The organism is Aeromonas sp. QDB11, from assembly GCF_027705265.1.
Taxonomy (GTDB): Bacteria; Pseudomonadota; Gammaproteobacteria; order Enterobacterales; family Aeromonadaceae; genus Aeromonas; species Aeromonas allosaccharophila.
On record NZ_JAPDBM010000078.1, the window covers coordinates 1 to 20,195 of the forward strand.

At 54.8% G+C, this 20,195-nt stretch carries 19 protein-coding genes and 2 pseudogenes; 11 read left to right on the forward strand and 10 right to left on the reverse strand.

Features of this window, described 5'->3' with window-relative positions; translation table 11 throughout:
* Positions 1–45 precede the first annotated feature (45 nt).
* Positions 46–1,254 carry a tetracycline efflux MFS transporter Tet(E) gene (gene tet(E), locus OKC40_RS19470; RefSeq protein WP_270796672.1) on the reverse strand — a complete coding sequence of 403 codons (1,209 nt, stop codon included), beginning with the start codon at positions 1,252–1,254 and terminating at the stop codon, positions 46–48.
* Between the two features lie 80 nt (positions 1,255–1,334).
* On the opposite strand from tet(E), the gene tetR reads away from it, so the two are divergent.
* On the forward strand, positions 1,335–1,970 hold the full coding sequence (gene tetR / locus OKC40_RS19475) for a tetracycline resistance transcriptional repressor TetR (RefSeq protein WP_017780888.1): 636 nt from the start codon (positions 1,335–1,337) through the stop codon (positions 1,968–1,970).
* A 331-nt stretch (positions 1,971–2,301) separates the two neighbouring features.
* On the opposite strand, the gene OKC40_RS19480 is transcribed toward tetR, so the two are convergent.
* Together OKC40_RS19480 and OKC40_RS19485 are read right to left on the reverse strand one after the other, a co-directional pair.
* Positions 2,302–2,493, reverse strand: coding sequence for a hypothetical protein (locus OKC40_RS19480; protein ID WP_017780887.1), 192 nt, complete (start codon positions 2,491–2,493; stop codon positions 2,302–2,304).
* A 209-nt stretch (positions 2,494–2,702) separates the two neighbouring features.
* Entirely contained in the window at positions 2,703–3,173 is a 471-nt protein-coding gene (locus OKC40_RS19485) for a hypothetical protein (protein ID WP_017780886.1), read from the reverse strand.
* A gap of 98 nt (positions 3,174–3,271) precedes the next feature.
* Between OKC40_RS19485 and OKC40_RS19490 the strand changes: the two genes are divergently transcribed.
* The gene (locus OKC40_RS19490; RefSeq protein ID WP_047440196.1) at positions 3,272–3,580 is read left to right on the forward strand and encodes a helix-turn-helix domain-containing protein; all 309 of its coding nucleotides are present in this window, start codon (positions 3,272–3,274) and stop codon (positions 3,578–3,580) included.
* Positions 3,581–3,688: 108 nt separating this feature from the next.
* Here the strand turns inward: OKC40_RS19490 and OKC40_RS19495 are convergent, their stop codons facing one another.
* Together OKC40_RS19495 and OKC40_RS19500 are read right to left on the reverse strand one after the other, a co-directional pair.
* Positions 3,689–4,435, reverse strand: coding sequence for a DinB/UmuC family translesion DNA polymerase (locus tag OKC40_RS19495; RefSeq protein WP_113725460.1), 747 nt, complete (start codon positions 4,433–4,435; stop codon positions 3,689–3,691).
* A gap of 84 nt (positions 4,436–4,519) precedes the next feature.
* Positions 4,520–4,642: pseudogene (locus OKC40_RS19500) on the reverse strand (Y-family DNA polymerase); the annotation flags it as partial.
* A gap of 459 nt (positions 4,643–5,101) precedes the next feature.
* On the opposite strand from OKC40_RS19500, the gene OKC40_RS19505 reads away from it, so the two are divergent.
* The gene (locus OKC40_RS19505) at positions 5,102–5,857 is read left to right on the forward strand and encodes a substrate-binding periplasmic protein (protein ID WP_232093578.1); all 756 of its coding nucleotides are present in this window, start codon (positions 5,102–5,104) and stop codon (positions 5,855–5,857) included.
* 104 nt (positions 5,858–5,961) lie between these two features.
* Here OKC40_RS19505 and OKC40_RS19510 read toward each other — a convergent pair whose 3' ends face one another.
* On the reverse strand, positions 5,962–6,084 hold the full coding sequence (locus OKC40_RS19510; protein ID WP_111809286.1) for a hypothetical protein: 123 nt from the start codon (positions 6,082–6,084) through the stop codon (positions 5,962–5,964).
* A 464-nt stretch (positions 6,085–6,548) separates the two neighbouring features.
* Here OKC40_RS19510 and OKC40_RS19515 point away from each other — a divergent pair, with 464 nt between their 5' ends.
* The 8 genes from OKC40_RS19515 (at position 6,549) to OKC40_RS19550 (ending at position 14,264) form a co-directional block, all read left to right on the forward strand.
* Positions 6,549–7,451: a cation diffusion facilitator family transporter gene (locus OKC40_RS19515; RefSeq protein ID WP_139710703.1), complete on the forward strand. Its 903-nt coding sequence runs from the start codon at positions 6,549–6,551 to the stop codon at positions 7,449–7,451.
* 146 nt (positions 7,452–7,597) lie between these two features.
* On the forward strand, positions 7,598–7,882 hold the full coding sequence (yjbD, locus tag OKC40_RS19520) for a DUF3811 domain-containing protein (RefSeq protein WP_042063489.1): 285 nt from the start codon (positions 7,598–7,600) through the stop codon (positions 7,880–7,882).
* A 595-nt stretch (positions 7,883–8,477) separates the two neighbouring features.
* On the forward strand, positions 8,478–8,690 hold the full coding sequence (cspE, locus tag OKC40_RS19525; protein WP_005316548.1) for a transcription antiterminator/RNA stability regulator CspE: 213 nt from the start codon (positions 8,478–8,480) through the stop codon (positions 8,688–8,690).
* Between the two features lie 306 nt (positions 8,691–8,996).
* Entirely contained in the window at positions 8,997–10,355 is a 1,359-nt protein-coding gene (locus OKC40_RS19530; protein WP_269475275.1) for an NCS2 family permease, read from the forward strand.
* Between the two features lie 238 nt (positions 10,356–10,593).
* Positions 10,594–11,664, forward strand: coding sequence for a dihydroxyacetone kinase subunit DhaK (dhaK, locus tag OKC40_RS19535; protein WP_182938344.1), 1,071 nt, complete (start codon positions 10,594–10,596; stop codon positions 11,662–11,664).
* Between the two features lie 9 nt (positions 11,665–11,673).
* The gene (gene dhaL / locus OKC40_RS19540) at positions 11,674–12,303 is read left to right on the forward strand and encodes a dihydroxyacetone kinase subunit DhaL (RefSeq protein ID WP_042063486.1); all 630 of its coding nucleotides are present in this window, start codon (positions 11,674–11,676) and stop codon (positions 12,301–12,303) included.
* Between the two features lies 1 nt (position 12,304).
* A complete protein-coding gene (gene dhaM, locus OKC40_RS19545; RefSeq protein ID WP_182938345.1) occupies positions 12,305–13,021 on the forward strand; it encodes a dihydroxyacetone kinase phosphoryl donor subunit DhaM in 717 nt (238 codons plus the stop codon).
* Between the two features lie 160 nt (positions 13,022–13,181).
* A complete protein-coding gene (locus tag OKC40_RS19550; protein ID WP_042063484.1) occupies positions 13,182–14,264 on the forward strand; it encodes a glycerol dehydrogenase in 1,083 nt (360 codons plus the stop codon).
* 94 nt (positions 14,265–14,358) lie between these two features.
* Here the strand turns inward: OKC40_RS19550 and dhaR are convergent, their stop codons facing one another.
* The 4 genes and pseudogenes from dhaR to OKC40_RS19570 all read right to left on the reverse strand — a co-directional run.
* On the reverse strand, positions 14,359–16,260 hold the full coding sequence (gene dhaR / locus OKC40_RS19555; protein ID WP_182938346.1) for a dihydroxyacetone kinase operon transcriptional regulator DhaR: 1,902 nt from the start codon (positions 16,258–16,260) through the stop codon (positions 14,359–14,361).
* 178 nt (positions 16,261–16,438) lie between these two features.
* Positions 16,439–18,745 carry a hypothetical protein gene (locus OKC40_RS19560; RefSeq protein ID WP_182938347.1) on the reverse strand — a complete coding sequence of 769 codons (2,307 nt, stop codon included), beginning with the start codon at positions 18,743–18,745 and terminating at the stop codon, positions 16,439–16,441.
* Between the two features lie 140 nt (positions 18,746–18,885).
* A complete protein-coding gene (locus OKC40_RS19565) occupies positions 18,886–19,956 on the reverse strand; it encodes a LuxR C-terminal-related transcriptional regulator (RefSeq protein WP_197070601.1) in 1,071 nt (356 codons plus the stop codon).
* A 39-nt stretch (positions 19,957–19,995) separates the two neighbouring features.
* Positions 19,996–20,195 (reverse strand): annotated as a pseudogene (locus tag OKC40_RS19570) (integrase core domain-containing protein); the annotation flags it as partial.

Here is a 20,195-nt window from a genome sequence, read left to right on the forward strand (position 1 = left end):
AAAGACGCAGTTCCTGCGGGTAGAAAAATGGTGATCGGCATGATGTTATTGGCTGATCGACATGATGTTATTAGCCATTACCCTACCTGGATGGAAAAACCTCAGTATAATCAATGCAACTACATATAATCCGCAGCCAATTATCCATACCCATCCATTCCACGTTTCGCGGGTTGCACTATACAAAAATGCAAAAACAAGTGGACCGATTACACCTGTCAGGTGGGTCAAACTGGTCAGCACCCCTTGTAATTGTCCCTGTGCTACCTGACCGACACGAACAGATATAATTCCCTGCAAGGCGGGAAGTGTGATGCCACCACAAGCTAGTAACAGCAAAACCGGCCAAACCATCCAGCTTTGTGTAATGACCGCCAATAAAAATAGGCCACAACCGTCAGCCAAAATGCCAACCGCTATAGCTTTCCGTTCTCCCAAATGTTTAGCGATAAAACCAGCAGCAAGTCCTTGAAACAGTGCGTGTGTCAGCCCGAACACAGCCAATGAAACACCGACCATTACGCCATCCCATGCGAAGCGCTCTTCTCCGAATAAAACCCATAATGTTGCGGGGATTTGGCCAATCAATTGAATGATGAAAAAGACAACTAACAATCCCGATAATGGGGAGATCATCTCGCGTATGGAGGATGTGGTTTCATTGATTGTTTCATTCTTTAACTCGTCACTAACCTGATTAGCATTATGGGTCTCATGTAAAATGAATAGGGAGACCAGAAATGCCAGCCCGTTAATAGCAGCAGCGAACATAAACGGTGCCTGTACCGAAAGTTGACCGGCAAAACCACCAATGACTGGTCCAGCAATCATACCGCCACCAAAACAGGCACCCATCATACCAAACCAATGTGTCCTGGATTCCTCAGGTGTGACATCGGCAATTGTTGAGGCTGCAACAGCTCCAGTCGCACCGGTAATACCAGCAATTAAGCGTCCCAAATACAACACCCACACTACGCTGGCTGTTGCCATTAATGCGTAGTCCAGTGTTGCACCTAAAAGTGAAAGTAACAATACAGGGCGACGACCTATGCGATCTGACCAGCGGCCGAGAAGAGGGGCAAAAATCACTTGCATCATTGCATACAGCGCCAATAAAACACCGTAGTTCTCTGCAACATTAGCCTTTCCAACAAACTCCCGTAATAACGCCGGCAAGACAGGCATAATTATGCCAATCCCCATAGCATCTAAAAAAATGATGACCAGTGCCATCATCACAGTGCGGTTCATAGTTAACGTTCTCTATCGATGATAGGGTTTGAAAAATAACTCTATCAGTGATAGATTGTCAACAGCAAAAGGAGATAGTGATGGCACGACTAAGCTTGGACGACGTAATTTCAATGGCGCTCACCCTGCTGGACAGCGAAGGGCTAGAGGGCTTGACTACGCGTAAGCTGGCGCAGTCCCTAAAAATTGAGCAACCGACTCTGTATTGGCACGTGCGCAACAAGCAGACTCTTATGAACATGCTTTCAGAGGCAATACTGGCGAAGCATCACACCCGTTCAGCACCGTTACCGACTGAGAGTTGGCAGCAGTTTCTCCAGGAAAATGCTCTGAGTTTCCGTAAAGCATTACTGGTCCATCGTGATGGAGCCCGATTGCATATAGGGACCTCTCCTACGCCCCCCCAGTTTGAACAAGCAGAGGCGCAACTACGCTGTCTATGCGATGCAGGGTTTTCGGTCGAGGAGGCTCTTTTCATTCTGCAATCTATCAGCCATTTTACGTTGGGTGCAGTATTAGAGGAGCAAGCAACAAACCAGATAGAAAATAATCATGTGATAGACGCTGCACCACCATTATTACAAGAGGCATTTAATATTCAGGCGAGAACCTCTGCTGAAATGGCCTTCCATTTCGGGCTGAAATCATTAATATTTGGATTTTCTGCACAGTTAGATGAAAAAAAGCATACACCCATTGAGGATGGTAATAAATGATGCTATCTATGTGTCAACTCTAATTTATAGTTATGGATAGTGTTTTCAAATATATACATGTATCGTCAGTATTTTATCTATTAAATATTAAACCACTTCTGGTTAATATCATGGGTGTCACCGTCCCTCGATAAAATGGCATTGAGTCTCCCACAACTAAGCCACCCATTCGGTTTAAGGTCTTAACGATGATATCTCTTGCATCCATATGGATTTCATCTACAGATTGTGCGAAAAGTTCGTGCAGTGAAAACCGAGCCAAGCTAGAACCTATTTGATACCCTCTGAAATTTTGCATTGTTGCAAATCGCCCCCAATGAGTTTCATCGCATTATTTCCAGGCTGCAACGGCACCAACAATTGTGGAGTTCATAATTGCACACCACCATTGTGGCGATTTTTCAGCTGGAATAGGGATCAATTCGTCAGGGATCCCCTGCTCTCCCTTGAACACGGGAATTTGCAAACGCAGTATGTCGTCCATATCTTCATGCGTTGCTTTCCTCAATACAAGATTCTGCATCGGGTCATCCTTATCGTTGAGCCGTAACAGCAGGTATTTTCATTAGTAGCTCAGCACAAAATGCACATAATTTGTTCAAATCAATAAGCCGCCTAGGAACACAGTATCTATTGGCCACCGCCTTCCGTTGGCGGCATCGCTTCTTGCGCTATGGCCGACTCAGGTATGCTTCTTTTCGATAAAACGCCTCTTTCATTTATACCTTTTAATTACATCATCACCAATTGACTTACCGCTCTAATTTTCCCATTCAACCGGTAGATTTTTTCTGATGCATTTTTATGCAAACAAGTAATTTTTTGCTTCTCTTGAGGTAGTTTTTCAAGTATCTCGCGGTAGGCTTGTAACTCATAACGAGTCAACAGAAGCTCTTCTTCCAGAGACCTCAACTCACTTGCTAGATCATAATTATCGCCTTTGATTGATGCTTGTAAACTGCCCAGAAGATCATCTGAAAAAATATAATGCCGATTATTTTTTGGCCCATTAGCTTTCACTGCATCCTGTTTTTTCAAGCTATATACATGGCGGTCAACCAAGCCTGATGCCTGATACACAGCCAAGTCATTGACCTCCATAGCCAATCGTATCAGCTCTTTCCTGCTTATTTTTAGACCAGTCATTTTGAGTAAAACTTGATAAAACTTGTTACTGATTTTGTAAACATTTTTATTCTGCATAAAATTTCCACAACCACAACACTTAGGATTGCTAAGTATACAGAGACAGGTGAAACTTAGACAATCTATACATATGAGAACTTTGTGATGAACAAACATTGTACAAAAACCCATTCCCAGAGAGACTCAAGCAGGCGCGTAAAAAAGCAGGTATATCCCAAAAGGAGCTTGGGGTAAGGGCCGGTATGGATGATAGTTCTGCTAGTGGTCGCATGAATCACTATGAGAGAGGTCGCCACGTTCCAGACATTGATACAATGCGAAAACTTGCCAATGTACTGGGAAAGCCGCTGAGTTATTTTTTTTGCGAAGATGATCTTAGTGCGGAATTGGTTTGTCTATTTGAGCAACTTGATGAGGATGAAAAGTTAGATCTTCTCTTTAAGCTACGTGAAAATAAACGGTGATACCGCTAAGTAAGATACCTGCTCATGTTGCGGATTGACCACCAGAAGTTTGCAACGCATTGATAGTGGTTTGTAGCTAGGAGAGGAGGTTAACTTTCATGGTTGTGCTCATGCCTTCACCACCGGGATCCCTTTGATGCTGGTGGTATAGCGGGGGCTGAGTTGTTCGCGTTTCATCATCCATTCGCTGGTATCTCGGCCTCGGGATGCAAAGTAGACCTTTCCCAACCGCCCCTGGTTAATCCTATCGATCACCTGCATGAGTGCATCGCTACGGGGATCCTGCTGTTCGCTGCCGAATAGACCCCCTTGCTGCATGCCTTTCGGGGAGAAGTCCGCCAGCATGACGCCGCCCTTCATATAGCGAACATCATCCAACCAGATCCTGCTCAGCAGCGGCTCGATCTGGGCTAGCAACTCACGGGTGTCGGCTGTGGGTATCGGCAACAGCATGGAGATCTGGTTGGCATAATGTGTTTCCCGCTCCGCAAACGGGCTCGAACGAATGAATACTGTGACATGGCGGCAGCACATGCCCTCTGTCCTGAGTTTCTCAGCTGCCCGCTCCATGTAGCCAGCGAGAGCCTCCCGCATGGGGCCGAAGGCGGTGATGCGCTCCCCAAAGGATCGGCTGCAAATTATCTGTTGCTTGGCCTGTGCCAGTTGCTCCAGCTCGGCGCAGGGGATCCCGCACAGCTCCTGCACCGTGCGCTCGACAACGACCCCGTAACGGTGCCGAAGACTCTTAGCATCAGCCGCTACCAGATCAGCCACGGTGTTGATGCCCTGAGCTGACAGCTTGGTGGTGAGTTTGCGACCAATTCCCCAGACCTCGTCTACCGGGGTGATCGCCATCAGTTTGGCGCGGCGTGTTTCATCGCGCAGATCGACCACCCCTCCGGTGGCGGGCCATTTTTTTGCGGCATAGTTGGCGAGTTTGGCTAGGGTTTTAGTGGGGCCGATACCAACACCGACCGTCAGCCCTGTCCACTGCTGTACCCGCTCCCGGATCTGGCGTCCATATGCCACTAGGTCACCCGCCCAACTCTCACTCAGCTCAGCAAAAGCTTCGTCTGTTTACCGGGACGGGTGCGAACAGCTTTGCGAGAAGGTCACTCAGCAACTCGGTGCGTGGTTCTCTCTTTTGAGCTGGTAAGGCTCATGTGGTGAGGGTTCTGGTGAGGACAACCAAAAAGTGTAAGAATAAACAGGTATGAACACGCATTTTCATACCTTTTCTTACATATCTTTAAAAAGTGTCATTTTAAGGTGAGCAACCAGAAGTGTAAGAAAAGGTGTTATGCATTGAAATATATAGTAAAAAATTCATTGCCACTCACTCAGTCACTCACTCAGCAGCGATTTTTTACATGTATTACCCTTTTAAGAACAGACATATTTAAAAGACCCTGATAAAACAGGGTCTTTTAAATTCAAGCCGAGCACCTCTACCAGCAGGGAAGAGTATTCTATTAGTGACGGCCCATATTCAGCCATGAACCGGCGCCACAGGAGCACTTGATGAAAGGTGCGATGAAACCGATTGCCCGGATGCTGCTATTGCTGGCGATTTTTCTCCCCGAACAACTACTGGCACAACCGCTCAAGGTAGGAGTCAGCTTTGCCATCCCTCCTTATGTCATCGAAGGCGATAACCGCGGCATCGAGCTGGATCTGTTGAAAGAGGCGTTCGCCGGTAGCGGCTATGATCCCAGCTTTGAATATCTGCCGCTGGAGCGCACCTTCCGCCTGTTCGAGTCAGGCAAGCTGGATGCCATTATCAACGTCAGACGCGGCATGGTTGATACCCTCTTTCTGACCCGCCCCGTCATTACCTTCCATAACCGGATCTTCAGCCTGCGCACTACCCATATCAGTACCCTGGACGATCTGCATTCAAAACGAGTCACCGCCTTTCAACGGGCAAGGATCATTCTGGGGGGCGAGTTTGCCACCATGGCCAACCAGAATCCCCACTATGAGGAGGTGGCCAAGCAGCAGGGACAGGTGCACCAGCTGATGCGCGGCAGGGTGGATGCAGTCGTACTGGAGGAGCGGGTGTTCTACTACTATCTGGACCAACTGATCGCCACGGCGCAGGCTGGCGAACGCTACGAGCGCAACCAGGTCAGGCAAGCGGACCTCTTCCCACCCACTGTCTATCACTTCGCCTTTCGCTCGGCTGATGCCCTCAAGTTGTTCAACGATCGTCTCGAGGCAATGAAAAAGGATGGCAGTTATCAGCGAATTTTCGAGCTGTACGGCGCCAAGCCCTAGACATTCATCAGTTCAAGACGACAGCCCCGAACCCGGAAACATAAAAGCCAGCCCATTACAGGCTGGCTTTGTACTGGCTCCGAAGGAACAGCAGTAAAGGAGCGTTACTTCATTGCGCTGCCGTTTTTCAGATCTGCTTTCTGACGTTTGGCTTCGCGTTTCTCTTTCAGTGACATCTGCGGTTTTTTCTTGGCATCTTTGCCGTTGTGATGTTCTTTGTTACTCATCATCAAACTCCAAAAATGTTACCCAGACAGTTGGTTCCTCATGGGAGCCAGCATGCCATCCGAATCATCAACTTCAGTACGCTTGGTGGGATGGTGCAAGACCATCACCAGACCCAGCATACCCTCCAGCGGCATCCGGATCCAGCCTCATTCTCGCCCAAAAAATGCAGTGCTCAGCCCCCGGAACACTGACGCCACACAACCTCGACAGGAAAGACCAAAAAAGAGTAATTCGCATTATTAAATGTTGTCACGCTTATATTAATGCATCACTTTCGAGATATTTTTACGGATAAATATAAACTCCGCCCATTATTTATTGCCGTTCAAGCAACCACCATTTTCATAAGCATTCGCAATATCACCAGAAACATCAGGTTACAACACCGAATAGGTTATTTCCGGTCAGCCAGATATAATGCGCGCCGCACCGAAATATCCGTTTTTATTCAGGAAGCTGTGACATGAACAGAAAAACCAGAGCCGCCATGGTGTCGGTCTGCTCCAATATCAGTCTGATTATCATGAAGGTCGTAGCCGGTTTCGCCAGTGGCTCGGTCAGTATCATCTCGGAGGCCATCCACTCCGCGATGGATCTGGTCGCCGCCCTGATCGCCCTGTTCGCAGTAAAAAAATCCGATCTCCCGCCCGATGAGCGTCACCCCTATGGCCACGACAAGATTGAAAATGTCTCCGGCGTCATCGAAGCACTGCTTATCTTGCTGGCCGCAGGCTGGATCATCTTCGAAGCCGTCGACAAGCTAATCTCTCCCAGCCCCATCGAGAGCATTGGCTGGGGCGTACTGGTGATGGTGATCTCGGCGCTGGTCAACAGCGGGGTATCGGCTTACCTATATAAGGTCGCCAGAGAGGAGGAGTCGGTCGCGTTGGCCGCCGATGCGCTCCATCTCAAGGCTGACGTGCTCACCTCCGCCGGGGTGGCCGCCGGTCTTGGCGGCATCTGGCTAGCCGGTCTGTTCGGTCACTCCCTCGCCATCCTCGACCCGCTGGTCGCCATTGCCGTCGCCATCTTTATTGTCAGAGAGGCGATCAGCATGCTTAACGAGGCCTTCCAGCCGCTGATCGACCAGAGCATGAGCCCGGAAGAGCTGGCGATGACCAGCCGCATCATCACCGAGTGCTGTCCCGCCGCCAGCGGTTTTCACGATCTGCGCAGTCGTCGTGCCGGTCGTCGCCGCCATATCGACTTTCACCTCACTCTGCCCCCGCAGATGAGCATCGGCGAAGCCCACGACATTTGTGATCGCATCGAACACGCCATCATGCAACAACTGCCCCACGCCATTGTGCTGATCCACGTCGAGCCGGAGGAGCAAGGAGTGCCATCCCCACTCGCCATAAACTGAAATGTGGCAAACAGGCGGGAAAGTGGCAGCGAAATAACGGAGATCTGGCACAAACCCGCATTTTTGCGGCCTAAATGCCGATTGCATAAGAAGTGATCGGCACAACTGTGTTAGGGTATCTAACCCCCCTGCCGCAGGAGCGCGCCGTGAAAAAGCTGGAAATGAAAGATCTGACCGAGGCTGAAAAAGCCGAGATAGCCTTGTTATTGCAAAAGGCACAAGCCAATGCAGACCACCAGCTGACCAACGGAGAGCGGAACAAGATCCGCGAAGAGGGTCGCCTGAAGATTGTGGCCGACCGCGCCGAAGCGGCCAAGGTAGCCTCCAAGCTGGCCCGCGAGAAAGCCAAAGAACGCGCCAAAAATCAGGTACTGCCAGAAACCTTCAGCTGGATCGACTCGGTCAGCAACAAGTTTCGCAGCAAGCGCTGACCCCCAGCTTCCAAAACGCCCGCTCGCACTAGATGCCAGCGGGCGTTTGCATTTCTGGCCCGCGCACGATGAATCCGATTTGCTCTTGTTAACTGGTTCACTGCTCTGGCGTTCATCCCGGCGTCAAATGGTTGCTTGGCATGACGGGCTCGACACCCAAGCAAACTGACGCCCCAGCCATCGCCACCCTTTCGTTTTTTTCATATTTTTTGCCAGAACTGGCTACATAGTCAGGACAAAAAAGCCAAACTCGGGTTTCTACAGGGTAAGGCGAATCCTTGCTGATTTCGCTATGCAGTTGAAATACATCATGTTTACTATAAAAGATGAGATTTTCGGTTGTTACAAAACATTAATATCGAGATAAAGTTTGCTTTAAAAATGAGAGCGTGTTTTAATCTTTCTCGATGGTTCGGCAGTTCAGACCTGATTATGTTAGGCAGTCATTTTAGTAAAGCAGTGATTAGCATAAGCGTTATCCTAGGATAATTCTTATCAAATAATTCTCCTTCTTTAGTGCTCCCCATACGTATTGCTGACGAAAAATCAAAAATTGCCATTTAGGTGGCATTCAACACTATTTAAGGAAATTATTATGTCTAACAAAATGACTGGTACCGTTAAGTTCTTCAACGCTGAGAAAGGTTTTGGTTTCATCTCCCCGGCTGACGGCAGCAAAGACGTGTTCGTACACTTCTCCGCTATCCAGTCCACCAGCTTCAAAACCCTGGACGAAGGTCAGCGCGTTGAGTTCACCATCGAGCAAGGCCAGAAAGGCCCGGCTGCTGCCAACGTAGTTGGTCTGTAATTCAAGCCTGAGCATGCCGCTGATGGCTCACGCCAATCGCTGACAGCTCTGCAAGAATTAAAAAAACCCGCCTAGGCGGGTTTTTTGTTGTTCCCCGTTTTTTTCCTCACTGTTCTCCCACCGACCAACCATTTGATCCCTTCCTTACACCACTCTCACCGCTTGAGTCTGACAAAGAGTTCCAAGTGAGCTCAAAATGTAAAATAGTGACGAAAAAGTCAGGTTATCCGCTGTATTTGCCGCGAATTCTTGCTATTTTGCGCGCCACAAAAGCAAACGATTTCCTTCACACTTTCAGGATAAGTTATGGCAAAGCAAGATATGGCCGCCAATCGAGCACAGGGCGGCTTTTTGGACTCTTATTTTTCCATTTCTGCGCGCGGCAGTAGTGTGCGCCAGGAGCTGTTGGCCGGTTTGACCACCTTCCTGGCCATGGTCTACAGCATCATAGTGGTGCCGAACATGCTGGGTGCTGCCGGTTTTGAGCAGGGCCCCGTCTTCGTGGCAACCTGTTTGATCGCCGCCTTCGGCTCCCTGCTGATGGGCCTGTGGGCCAAGCTGCCAATGGCCATCGGTTGCGCCATCTCCCTCACCGCCTTTACCGCGTTCAGTCTGGTACTGGGTCAGGGACTGAGCATTCCGGTCGCGCTGGGCGCCATCTTCCTGATGGGTGTGCTGTTTACCCTGATCAGTGTCACCGGCGTGCGCCAGTGGATCCTGGATAACCTCCCCTCCGGCATCGCCCACGGTACCGGCATAGGTATCGGTCTGTTCCTGCTACTGATCGCCACCAACGGCGTCGGCATGGTGATCAAGAACGAAGGGGCCGGTCTGCCGGTTCAACTGGGTGAAGTGACCTCCTTCCCGGTCATCATGACAGTGCTGGGTCTGGCCGCCATCTTCGGTCTGGAGCGTCGCAAGGTGCCGGGCGGCATCCTGATGGTGATCATCGCCATCTCCATCCTCGGCCTTATCTTCGACCCGAAAGTGACCTGGCAGGGCTTCTTCGCCATGCCGAGCCTGACTGGTGAAAAAGGTTCGCTGGTAGGCAGCATGGATCTGCTGGGCGCCCTCAATCCGGTGGTGATCCCGACCGTGCTGGCGCTGGTGATGACCGCCGTGTTTGACGCCACCGGCACCATCCGTGCCGTGGCCGGTCAGGCGGGCCTTATCAACGAACGTGGCCACATCATCAGCGGCGGCAAGGCACTGACTGCCGACTCCGTCAGCAGCATGGTGGCTGGCGTGGTGGGTGGTGCTCCGGCGGCCGTCTACATCGAATCCGCCGCAGGCACCGCAGCCGGTGGCAAGACCGGACTGACCGCTGCGCTGGTCGGCGTGCTGTTCCTGCTGATGATCTTCCTCTCCCCGCTGAGCTATCTGGTACCGGCTTACGCCACCGCACCGGCCCTGATGTACGTCGGTCTGCTGATGCTGGGTAACGTCACCAAGCTGGACTTCAGCGACTCGGTCGATGCCCTCGCTGGCATGCTGTGCGCCGTCTTCATCGTGCTGACCTGCAACATCGTGACCGGCATCATGCTGGGCTTCGTGGCACTGGTCGTTGGTCGCATCTTCGCTGCCGAGTGGAAGAAGCTGAACGTCGGCACCGTCATCATCGCTCTGGCGCTGGTGATCTTCTATGCCGGTGGCTGGGCCATCTAACCTGCCCGTATATTCCGGTTATAGCGAAGGGCCCTGCGGGGCCCTTTTTCATGGCTGTGAGGCCGCTAACAGTTTCCCGCCCGTTTGCCCCGCGTCGTTTCAAATTGAAACACCAACCTCCCTTCAGCTGTTTCAAATCCGAACCAAACCGACCGTCATTTTTATCCTTTTTTCTGTCGTTAGACTGGCTCCATCAACCATTTGCCCACCCGTGCGGTGGCAAGCCAAGGAGTGAGCCATGAAGAAACTGATCAATGCCGTCGATGCTGTGGTCCGTGAACAACTGATGGGGATGGCAGCCGCCCACCCCGAGCTCAAGGTACGTATCGAACCCCACTACATCACCCGCGCCGACTCCCCCGTGATGGGCAAGGTCGCGCTGGTCTCCGGCGGTGGCAGCGGCCACGAGCCGATGCACGGCGGTCTGGTGGGCAAAGGGATGCTGGATGGCGCCTGCCCCGGCGAGATTTTTACCTCCCCGACCCCGGATCAGATGTACGAGTGCGGTCAGGCCGTTGATGGCGGCGCGGGCGTGCTGTTTCTGGTGAAGAACTACACCGGCGACGTGCTCAACTTCGAGACCGCAGTCGAGCTGCTGCACGGAGACGGCGTCAAGGTCGGCTTCTCGCTGATCGATGACGACGTGGCGGTCAAAGACAGCCTCTACACCGCCGGCCGCCGTGGCGTAGCCACTACCGTGCTATGCGAGAAACTGGTGGGGGCAGCAGCCGAGGCGGGCTATGACCTGGCCCGCTGCGAAGCGCTGGCCCGCCGCATCAACAACCAGAGCCGCACCATTGGCGTCGCCATGCATGCCTGCACCGTGCCTGCCGCTGGCAAGCCCTCCTTCACCCTGGCCGATAACGAGATGGAGTTTGGCGTGGGCATCCACGGTGAGCCCGGCATCGAGCGCCGCCCCTTCACCGACCTCAATACCCTGGTGGATGACATGTTCAGCGAGCTGGCGGACAACACCCCCTATGGGCGCACCCTGCGCCACTGGGACAGAGCCTCCGGCAGCTGGCAGGAAGAGCACACCTTTATCGAACCGCTCAACAAGGGCGATCGGGTCATCGCGCTGGTCAACAGCCTCGGCGGTACTCCCATCTCCGAGCTCTATGGCGTCTATGGTCGCCTCGCTACCCTGTGCGAAGAGGCAGGCATCCATCTGGTGCGCAACCTGATTGGCCCCTACTGCACCTCCCTCGACATGACCGGCATATCCATCACCCTGCTCAAGGTGGATGATGAGCTGATGACCCTGTGGGATGCCCCCGTTCACACCCCCGCCCTGCGTCGCGGCTGCTAAGGAGAACCCATGTTAAGCAAGCATCACATCGTCAACTGGCTGCTCGACTGCGAACACATCTTTACCGAGCAGCGTGACTACCTCACCGCGCTGGATACCGACATCGGCGACGGCGACCACGGCCTCAACATGCAGCGCGGCTTTGCCAAGGTGGCCGAGAAGCTGCCTGCAGTGGCGGACAAGGATATCGGTCAGGTGCTGAAAACCACCGGCATGACCTTGCTCTCCTCGGTCGGTGGCGCCAGCGGCCCGCTCTACGGCACCTTCTTTATCCGGGCGGCGGCCAGCACCGATGCCTGCCAAAGCCTGAGCCTCAGCCAGCTGTGCAAAATGCTGAGCGACGGGGTTGAGGGGATCGTCTCCCGCGGCCGCGCCGAGCCGGGCGACAAGACCATGTGCGACGCCTGGTGGCCAGCACTGGCGGCCCTGCAACAGGCGCAGCAGCAAGAGCTGCCCCTCAACGATGCGCTGGACAAGGCTGTAGCGGCCGCAGCAGCCGGTACCGAGGCCACCATCCAGATGCAGGCCCGCAAGGGGCGCGCCAGCTATCTTGGCGAGCGCAGCATCGGCCATCAGGATGCCGGGGCCACCTCGACCCTGCTGCTGCTGACCGCCCTGCGTGACAGAGCGAGGTTGTGACATGATCGGAATCGTAGTTGTCTCTCACAGCGCCATGCTGGCGGCCGGATTGAAAGTGCTGGCCGACCAGCTGGGCAGCCCGGTCAAGTTGCTGCTGGCGGCCGGGGTCGATGACCCCGACCACCCCATCGGCACCGATGCCATCGCGGTGATGAGTGCGATTGAAGAAGCGGACGATGGCAACGGCGTGCTGGTACTGATGGACTTGGGCAGCGCCCTGCTCAGCGCCGAAACCGCCCTCGAACTGCTGCCTCCCGAGCTGAGCGCCCGGGTGCGGCTCTGCCCGGCCCCCTTAGTCGAGGGCACCCTTGCCGCCGTGGTGGCAGCCGGTTCCGGCCTGACGCTGGATGAGGTGGCCGCCGAGGCGCTCGGTGCCCTTGGCCCGAAACAGGCGATGCTGCCCGCCAGCCCGGCGCAGGCCGCCACGGAGAGGGCCCCTGTTGCTGACGACGGCTGGCTGCGCTGCGAAGTGGTAGTAGACAATCCCCACGGCCTGCATGTGCGCCCCGCCGCCCGACTGGTGGCCGCCCTCAAACCCTTTGCCGCGGAACTCAAGCTGCAAAAGGGGGACAAAGAGGCCAACCCCCGCAGCCTGACCCGGCTCGCCATGCTCAACGTGCGTCAGGGCGACACGCTCACCCTGCTGGCGCGTGGGGAAGATGCCACCGCCGCATTGACCTGCTTCCAGCAACTGGCCGACGAGCGTTTCGGCGACTGACGCCGCACGCCACTGTTTCAAGGGGCTGCACTCGCTCGCTGAGCCTGTGCAGCTCCACTTTCGTGCAAGTAAAAGAAGACGAAGGAGTCCCCGGCACTGCCGCCCCTTCGCCCCTGTTAGTTTCAAAAGAAGTCTTATGAACTAGAGAGAGGGAAAGAATATGGACCGCATTATCATCAGCCCCAGCAAATACGTGCAAGGCAACGGGGCCCTCGCCAATATCGGCAACTACGTTAAAGCGCTCGGCAGCAAGCCGCTCATTCTGGCCGACGCCTTCGTCACCAAGCTGGTGGGCGATACCGTGGCCACCAGCTTCCACGGCGCAGGCATCAAGCCGGAGTTCGACTGCTTCAACGGCGAGTGCTCCCGCCCCGAGATCGACCGCCTGCTGGCCCGCTGCAACCAGACCCAGTTTGACGTCATCATCGGCATCGGCGGCGGCAAGACGCTGGATACCGCCAAGTCGGTCGCCTTCTACCAGAAAGTGCCGGTGGTCATAGTGCCCACAATCGCCTCCACCGATGCCCCCACCAGTGCGCTGGCGGTCATCTACACCCCGGAAGGGCAGTTCAGCGAATACCTGATGATCCCGACCAACCCCAACATGGTCATCATGGATACCGGCGTGATCTCCCGCGCTCCGGTGCGGCTCTTGGTCTCCGGCATGGGGGATGCGCTCTCCACCTACTTCGAGGCCCGTGCCAACAAGGTGTCCGGTTGCCAGACCATGGCCGGTGGTGCCTCCACGCTGGCGGCGCAGGCCATCGCCGAGCTCTGCTACAAGACCCTGCTGGCCGATGGCTACAAGGCCAAGCTGGCGGTGGAACAGGGGCTCTGCACCAAGGCGGTGGAGAACATCATCGAGGCCAACACCTACCTGAGCGGTATCGGCTTCGAGAGCAGCGGGCTGGCCGCCGCCCACGCCATCCACAATGGTCTGACCCAGCTCGCCGAGTGTCACCACCTCTACCACGGTGAGAAAGTGGCGTTCGGTACCCTGGTGCAGCTGGTGCTGGAGAACGCGCCGATGGCGGAGATCGAGACAGTGCTGGGTTTCTGCCGCTCGATCGGTCTGCCGACCAACCTGCATATGATGGGGGTCAAGGAGCTGGATATGGCGCGCCTGATGGATGTGGCCAAAGCCTCCACCGCCGAGGGCGAAACCATTCACAACATGCCGTTCAAGGTCACCGCCGAGGATGTGCTGGCGGCCATCGTCACCGCCCACCAGTTGGGGCTGTAATCGCGCCACTGCTGACCTTGCCATATAACACGGCCCCGCAACTGCGGGGCCGTTTCATTTTCAGCGGGCCGGTTCGCAACGGCCTGAATAACCGTCAGCCGTGATAGTCAGCGGGATCGATCTCAAGCAGTTTCAGTCGCCGCCACAGGGTAGTGCGACTGATGCCAAGATGTTGGGCCATCTGGCTCACCTGCCCCTTGCAGGCGTGAGCGCAGCGCAAGATGGCTTGCCGCTCCAGCTCCGCCAGCGTGAGCAGCGGTTGCCCCACCACCTCGTCCGCCACCCGCTGATAGCCGTGCCGAATGGCAGCGGGCAGCGCCTCCGGCGGGATCGGCCCCTGACCGGCGTGAAGCAGCGCATGCTCGACGGCGCTGCGCAGCTCCCCCAGATTGCCGGGCCAGGGATAGGCGAGCAGACAATCGAGGGCCGCCGGACTGAACTGGCGCACCGGCTCGCGCCCCTGCGCCGCCAGCTGCTGGCTGATCAGGCCCGGCAGATCGGCCGCGCGCTCCCGCAATCCCGGCAGCCACAGCTCGCACGCCTGCAAGGCATAGAGCAGCTGGCGGCCAAACAGCCCCTCCTGCACCAGCTGCTCCAGCGGGGCGCTGCTGGTGGCGATGATCCGCACCTTGAGCGGCAGGATACGGGCCGAATCGAAGCGCTGGATGCGGCCGGTCTTGAGCAGTTGCAGCAGCGCCGCCTGCATGGGGGCGGAGAGGCACTCCACCTGCTCCAGCACTAACGTGCCACCGTGGGCCAGCTCGAACTTGCCCGCCCGCTCCTGCCCCGCCTCGTCGGAGCCCATCAGCTCCAGCGCCATCCGCTCGCTCGGCAGCGCCTTGCAGTTGAGGGTAATGAGCGGCCCGGCGGCCCGCTCGCTGCCAAAATGGATCGCCTCCGCCAGCTGGGCCTTGCCCACCTCCTCCTCGCCGCGCAGCAGGATCGGCCCCTGACTCTGGGCCGCCTGCCGGGCGTAGCGCAGCAGCTTGCGCATGGCGCTCGACTCCCCCACCAGTGCCGACAACTCGGGCACCGTCTGGCGCAGCTGATGGATGGCCCGCAGCCGATCGACCGGGTGCAGCAGGGCGATAAAGCTGACCCCCTCCGGCCCCGGCAACGGCTTGAGGCTCACCAGCGCATTGATAAACTCCCCCTCCTGCGCGCCGAGCCGCTCCAGCGTCACCTCCACATGGCTGAGCGGCGTCTGCCCCCTGATGGCCAGCTGCAACCGCTGGGGCAACAGCAGGTGCTGCTCCAGCGGCTGACCGAGACAGAGCGCCGGATCGAGCCGCAGCCGTTGGGCCGCCAGCGCGTTGAGGTAACGCAGCCGCCCCTGCGGATCCCAGGCCAGTACGCCGTCATCCATGCCATCGAGCAGGGCGTAGAGCTCGCTCAGGTGGTGCTGGGACTCCTGCATCAGGGTCTCCATCTGCAGCAGATGGGCCAGCTCGCGCCCGGCGCTGACGGTGAGCGCCAGATCGCCGGCGCTCGCCTCCTCCACCTTGCAGATCAAGGCGATGATAGCGACCTGACGGCCATTGCTGTTGTAAACCGGACTGGCGCAACTGTGCCACGGGTGCAGGGTCTGGTTGAAGTGCTGGGGGCCACTGACGCAGAGCGGCACTCCCTCCAGCGCCGCCAGATTGATGGCATTGGTGCCGATGCGACCCTCGCTGAAGAAGGCGCCGGGGCCAAACCCCAGCGCCGCCAGCTCGCGCAGGGTGTCGGGGTGACCGGTCTGTGCCAGCAGGCAGCCGCTCTCGTCGGTGAGCAGCAGGGCGCAGGGGCGCCCCTCCATGAATTCGTAGAGATCCTCGAGCGCCATCTCGCCGGTGGTGAGCAGGTCGCGCTTGCGCTGGCGCAGGCTCTGCAAAGTCTGCCCCTTGGCGCTGTGGGGCGGATGCCAGAGGGTGGCACTGGTCTGGTGGGCGCAGCGCAGCCAGGATGCCTGCAGATAGTCAGGCCAAGAGAGCAGCGGCTGAAGGTCAGATGGCATGGTCACAGCAATATCCGGCAAAAAGATAAGCCGTCATTTAACCACGCCCTCCCCGCAGATTCAGTGACCTGCCTCAGAGGGTGGCAACCACAGCGCCAGAGATGTAGTCCGTAACACATGCATAACGGGGCCCTCGCGAGCCCCGTTGCCACATCGTTTATATCGCCTCCTTGGCAATTCAAGGGGCCATGGCTACATCAGCATCGACTTCACGCAGGTACAGTGTTGTGAGTGGATCCGTGTCACTCCAGCGGCGAAATGTCATGATCCCTTTCACCGGGTCAACACTGTCAAGCGAAGTAATACGTTGCTCCCAGCAGGTCCACCAGGCACAGGGTTCCGAACCTATTCCTTTCAGGAGTACCAGAGAAGCCATGCCACCCGCCTGTTGTAACAACAGGTCCTGTGTGCCGACACGCTGACCATTCACTGTCATTTTTTGTTTGCCAGAGGCACCAAGCCAGCCGTCGTTTGTCACCAGGTAGCCTTTGAACCCGGTGGTAAACAGAGGACCAGACAGCGCAACTTGGTCATAAACCCCCAATCCGGGCAGCTCAGCAGCAGTAATTTGTGCAAAACTCTTACCTTGTGCCAGCAGCGCGAGAACTTTACCTGGGAGATCGAGCACCTCTTGGCTACCCCACTCGGCAAAGTTATGCCCTATCCACCACCCTTTCATTGCATCCCCATCAACTTTGTGACGACGCATGACCTTGAACTCCTGACCAATATCGTCACGGTTGAAGTCATATCCATCCAGCGCAATGTGCTGCCAGGTAACATGGATCTGATGCTCGTCGGAAGAAACTTCTTTTTGTTTTGCTTTGTACTGGTGAAACAGGTAGCCATCCGGGTGCGTATCATCGATCTTGCGCAGCTGTTTCTCCTCATCCAGCAAATAGCGCTTCCCTTCGGTGGTTAACTGTTGCAGCCCATCTCCCAAGGGGACATGTTCGACTACAGTTTCGTACCAGTAAGGTAAACGAGTGCCAGTGTGGAAGTTGTAATCAGCATACTCTTCGAACGAGTCATCAAGAGGGTTGGCCCAGACAATTTTGCCAGACTCATAACGTGTCGTGCCATTTTGGCGGCTGAGCAGTGACTCTCGCTGATTGATGGTGCCATCAGCGTTCCAATCATTCTCATATGTGGTACGTACACCATCAGAGTCTTTAACGTAATGCTCCAACCGGCGGAAACCGGGTTGTCCCGGATTGTCCAGCTTGAACCAGTTACGAGTCGGGGCATCGGTTTTGTACTCAATCATCTCGATGTCGTGGCCTGTGGCATTGCCAGTTTTCGTCCACATCTGAACAAAATCGATAGTGCTGTAATCCTGTGCTGCGAACTCAGTTCGCAAGTCTCGCTCTTCATTTATCCGGGTGGGATCATTGCACTGATATTCATTCAGCTCTTTGCAGTTGGTGTCCTCGTCAAAATATTCCACCCACTTGGTGTCATTCCCCACACTCAGCGATTGCCCCTTGAAGTTTCGCTCGCCATCTTTGTTAAAGTCATGTTCCCATTTGGCATAGCGCTCGATAGTTCCGTCAGCTTTACGTGTGGTCTCCAGGCTCCATGTGGTAGCGATCAGTGGCTTACCATTGTATCTCTCATAATCGTTGGCATTTTTATCCCAGTAATATTTGGTCCCCTGGCTTACCTCGACACCGCCCTCAGTTTTACGGGTGGAAAACTCGATGGTGAATGTTGCCTTATGAGTGTTGTAGTCGATTTCACTCTTCAGGGTGGGATTGCCCTGAACAGTGATTTGTTCATCCGTCAATTTGTCGTAAATAGCTGTAGCTTCACCGGTTTTATTGTTCAGCGCCAAAAGCAGGACATCCTGTTTGTCTGCCTCTGCAGGCAATGAGGCTGGCAGGGCATCGGCGATCACTTTGGCAATAAACAGTGCCCGACCATCTCCCAATGCGACAAAGTCTGCATCCAGCATGGTCGAGGAAATACCAAGCCTCTGGGCCAGCACCTCCCGAGCCTGTACCGGGTCGTTATATTTCAGTGTTTCGAGATACAGTAACGTGGTCAGAGGCGATACGATTCTTACTGTACCACTGCTGCCTGAGCCTGCAGGAGCAATCATAGTAAAGGCGGTGTCAACCGGTCCCCGTTCCAGATCTACTGTTTCACCGAGAATGGTTTCCACATACACATTGGCGCTCAATTGGCCTGGCTCAAGAGTGAACAGAGCTCTCCCCTCGCTATCTGACTTGGCGAAAGGCTCTGCTGCATCACGCAGGCTATTTCCATTAAGATCGACCCACACCAGAGCACCCTGTAACACACCATCAATTGCTCTTATCTGAAGCGTGGTTTTAGTCTCTGGTGGCGTTGTACTGTCACTACTACTGTCTCCGCCACCACAACCGGCAAGCGCGGTAATGATGCTTGCTGCCAGCCATGATTTAGTAAAAAGTTTCATACGTCCCCCAGTCCCTGACTTTTTATATTGCTTGCTGTCATCCATGGCAGATACATCGACAGACCCCTTGTAATACTTGATAGGCCGCTTTAACGACTGTGTTGGTTATAGGCGCCTGGTGAACAAACCGCATCCCCCTATCGGGGGAGCGGTTGCGTGTGAGGGGAGAGAAAATAGCGGTGTGCTTAATGAGATATATTGAACAGCAAGTTAAGTAGATCGTTTTGATTATTAGTGTCGGTTTTATGCAACAGTGTTTTTATTTGGCTTTTTACAGTCTCTAAAGAGACCCCTCGAAGGCGAGCGACCTCTGCTCCGGTCAGACCACGCGAGAGCAGGGTAAGTACATCCTGTTCGCTCTTGGTCAAACAATAAAGTAGCTCCATACGTTGCAGGTGCCGTTCATGCTCCCATCGAGGATCAATCAACATCAATTCAAACCATCCGCTGGGCTCTGGCAGTGGAGTCCATTCGAGGATCACCTGATGAGACTCTGACAGAGACAGAACAAGACGCCCTTCAGTTCCACGGCTCAACGATTCCCGCCAAAGAGGTCGCCAGCGAGAAGGGATGACCAGTTGATGGTCAACAGGGTTCTGTGTGATGTGATATTCACCTAGCGCCTGCTGCATGGCACGATTGGTCAATTGTAGATGCCCATATTGATCCACTACAGCGCGTGGGCGATTATCACGCTCCAGCAGTGCCGTCAGTAGTATACGTTCCTCATTGAACCTCTGACGTCGACGATAACTTCTGGCCCAGCAGCCAAGTCCGTTGGAGAGCCATTGCAACATCTGTTGCTCAGCCGGAGTGAAAGGGGGTTGAGTCTTATCCCGATGGAGGGTGATCGCAAACTCGTCCCGGGTACTCAGAGGAACCAGAATGCACAGGGCATAACGAGCTTGAAAACGCGGCACCATCTCTTCCTTGAACACTGGATTGTCGATGCGCTCAAAGTTCAAGAGTTGATCAACGATGGCCGCCTTGCCAACCAGCATGTGCTGCATATAGGTGTTGAGAAAAACATCATCAGCCATGCGTTCAAAATAAAAGGCCAGATCAGAGCGAGAATAGCTTTTGGTCCAGACGATGGCATCTTCAGGGGTTTGTCTGGGGGCCAATACCACGCTAGCAGCGGATGCATTGAACAGAGATCTCAACTCATCAAATATTTTGCACAGGAGGTCATAGTCTTGCTCAGCCTCGTAGAGACGCCCCTGCAATTCCAGTAACTTCGAGATATAAATTGCCATACACACCAACCTCCATTGTCAGCGTGATGATATGGGACTCTACCTATTTTGGTGGATTTGACCCCATAGGTCCAGACACTTTTTCCCGCTTAGGATTGTGATACCCGACTGCGCAGAAATTCCCGGGGTGAACGGTATCCCAAGGCGCTGTGCGGGTGGTGTTCGTTATAATGCTCAAACGCGATAGCCAAATTGCCTACCGCTGTTCGGCTATCCGGTTTTGGCATCATCTCGATATA

Excerpts from the sequence above, each read along its gene's own strand:
- tetR (WP_017780888.1), top strand. The coding sequence starts at position 1,335 with ATGGCACGACTAAGCTTGGACGACGTAATTTCAATGGCGCTCACCCTG.
- OKC40_RS19480 (WP_017780887.1), bottom strand. The coding sequence starts at position 2,493 with ATGCAGAATCTTGTATTGAGGAAAGCAACGCATGAAGATATGGACGAC.
- OKC40_RS19485 (WP_017780886.1), bottom strand. The coding sequence starts at position 3,173 with ATGCAGAATAAAAATGTTTACAAAATCAGTAACAAGTTTTATCAAGTT.
- OKC40_RS19495 (WP_113725460.1), bottom strand. The coding sequence starts at position 4,435 with ATGGCGATCACCCCGGTAGACGAGGTCTGGGGAATTGGTCGCAAACTC.
- OKC40_RS19505 (WP_232093578.1), top strand. The coding sequence starts at position 5,102 with ATGAAAGGTGCGATGAAACCGATTGCCCGGATGCTGCTATTGCTGGCG.
- OKC40_RS19510 (WP_111809286.1), bottom strand. The coding sequence starts at position 6,084 with ATGAGTAACAAAGAACATCACAACGGCAAAGATGCCAAGAAAAAACCG.
- OKC40_RS19515 (WP_139710703.1), top strand. The coding sequence starts at position 6,549 with ATGAACAGAAAAACCAGAGCCGCCATGGTGTCGGTCTGCTCCAATATC.
- cspE (WP_005316548.1), top strand. The coding sequence starts at position 8,478 with ATGTCTAACAAAATGACTGGTACCGTTAAGTTCTTCAACGCTGAGAAA.
- OKC40_RS19530 (WP_269475275.1), top strand. The coding sequence starts at position 8,997 with ATGGCAAAGCAAGATATGGCCGCCAATCGAGCACAGGGCGGCTTTTTG.
- dhaK (WP_182938344.1), top strand. The coding sequence starts at position 10,594 with ATGAAGAAACTGATCAATGCCGTCGATGCTGTGGTCCGTGAACAACTG.
- dhaL (WP_042063486.1), top strand. The coding sequence starts at position 11,674 with ATGTTAAGCAAGCATCACATCGTCAACTGGCTGCTCGACTGCGAACAC.
- dhaM (WP_182938345.1), top strand. The coding sequence starts at position 12,305 with ATGATCGGAATCGTAGTTGTCTCTCACAGCGCCATGCTGGCGGCCGGA.
- OKC40_RS19550 (WP_042063484.1), top strand. The coding sequence starts at position 13,182 with ATGGACCGCATTATCATCAGCCCCAGCAAATACGTGCAAGGCAACGGG.
- dhaR (WP_182938346.1), bottom strand. The coding sequence starts at position 16,260 with ATGCCATCTGACCTTCAGCCGCTGCTCTCTTGGCCTGACTATCTGCAG.
- OKC40_RS19560 (WP_182938347.1), bottom strand. The coding sequence starts at position 18,745 with ATGGATGACAGCAAGCAATATAAAAAGTCAGGGACTGGGGGACGTATG.
- OKC40_RS19565 (WP_197070601.1), bottom strand. The coding sequence starts at position 19,956 with ATGGCAATTTATATCTCGAAGTTACTGGAATTGCAGGGGCGTCTCTAC.